General features: G+C 63.6%; 1 protein-coding gene. It reads right to left on the bottom strand.

Annotated features, from left to right (window positions below):
* Positions 1-409 (bottom strand): SDR family oxidoreductase (locus EOA29_RS40545; RefSeq protein WP_127222614.1); only part of this gene is annotated, 409 nt, incomplete at both ends.

Below are 409 nucleotides of genomic sequence, written 5' to 3'. Positions count from 1 at the left end.
CCGTCGATCAGCGCGTCATATTTGGCGGCAACGCCTGATGTCATGTCGGTGCGGATGATGCCAGGCCGCACCTCGAACACGCCGATCCCTTCGGCAGCGAGTCGCAGCGCCAGGGTTTTCACCCACATCGACAGGCCGGCTTTCGAGACGCAGTAGTCGGCGCGTTCCGGCGAGGCCGCTTCGGCGCTGATCGAGGTGATGGTGATAATCGATTTCGCCTGATCGCTTGGTTTCGCCAGCATGGCCTTGGCGACGGCCTGGCTGAGGAACACGGTGCCGCGCAGATTGATGCCGAGGGCGCGGTCGAAATTCTCCGGCTTCAGCTCCAGCAGATCGCCGCGCACGACAGCGCCGACGCCGGCATTGTTGACCAGGCAATCGATGCGGCTGAAGGCGCCCATCGCAGTAT

The organism is Mesorhizobium sp. M1E.F.Ca.ET.063.01.1.1 (genome assembly GCF_003998155.1).
Lineage (GTDB): Bacteria > Pseudomonadota > Alphaproteobacteria > Rhizobiales > Rhizobiaceae > Mesorhizobium.
Note: the sequence above shows the minus strand (reverse complement) of the source record. Positions and strands in the feature narration are given on the sequence as shown.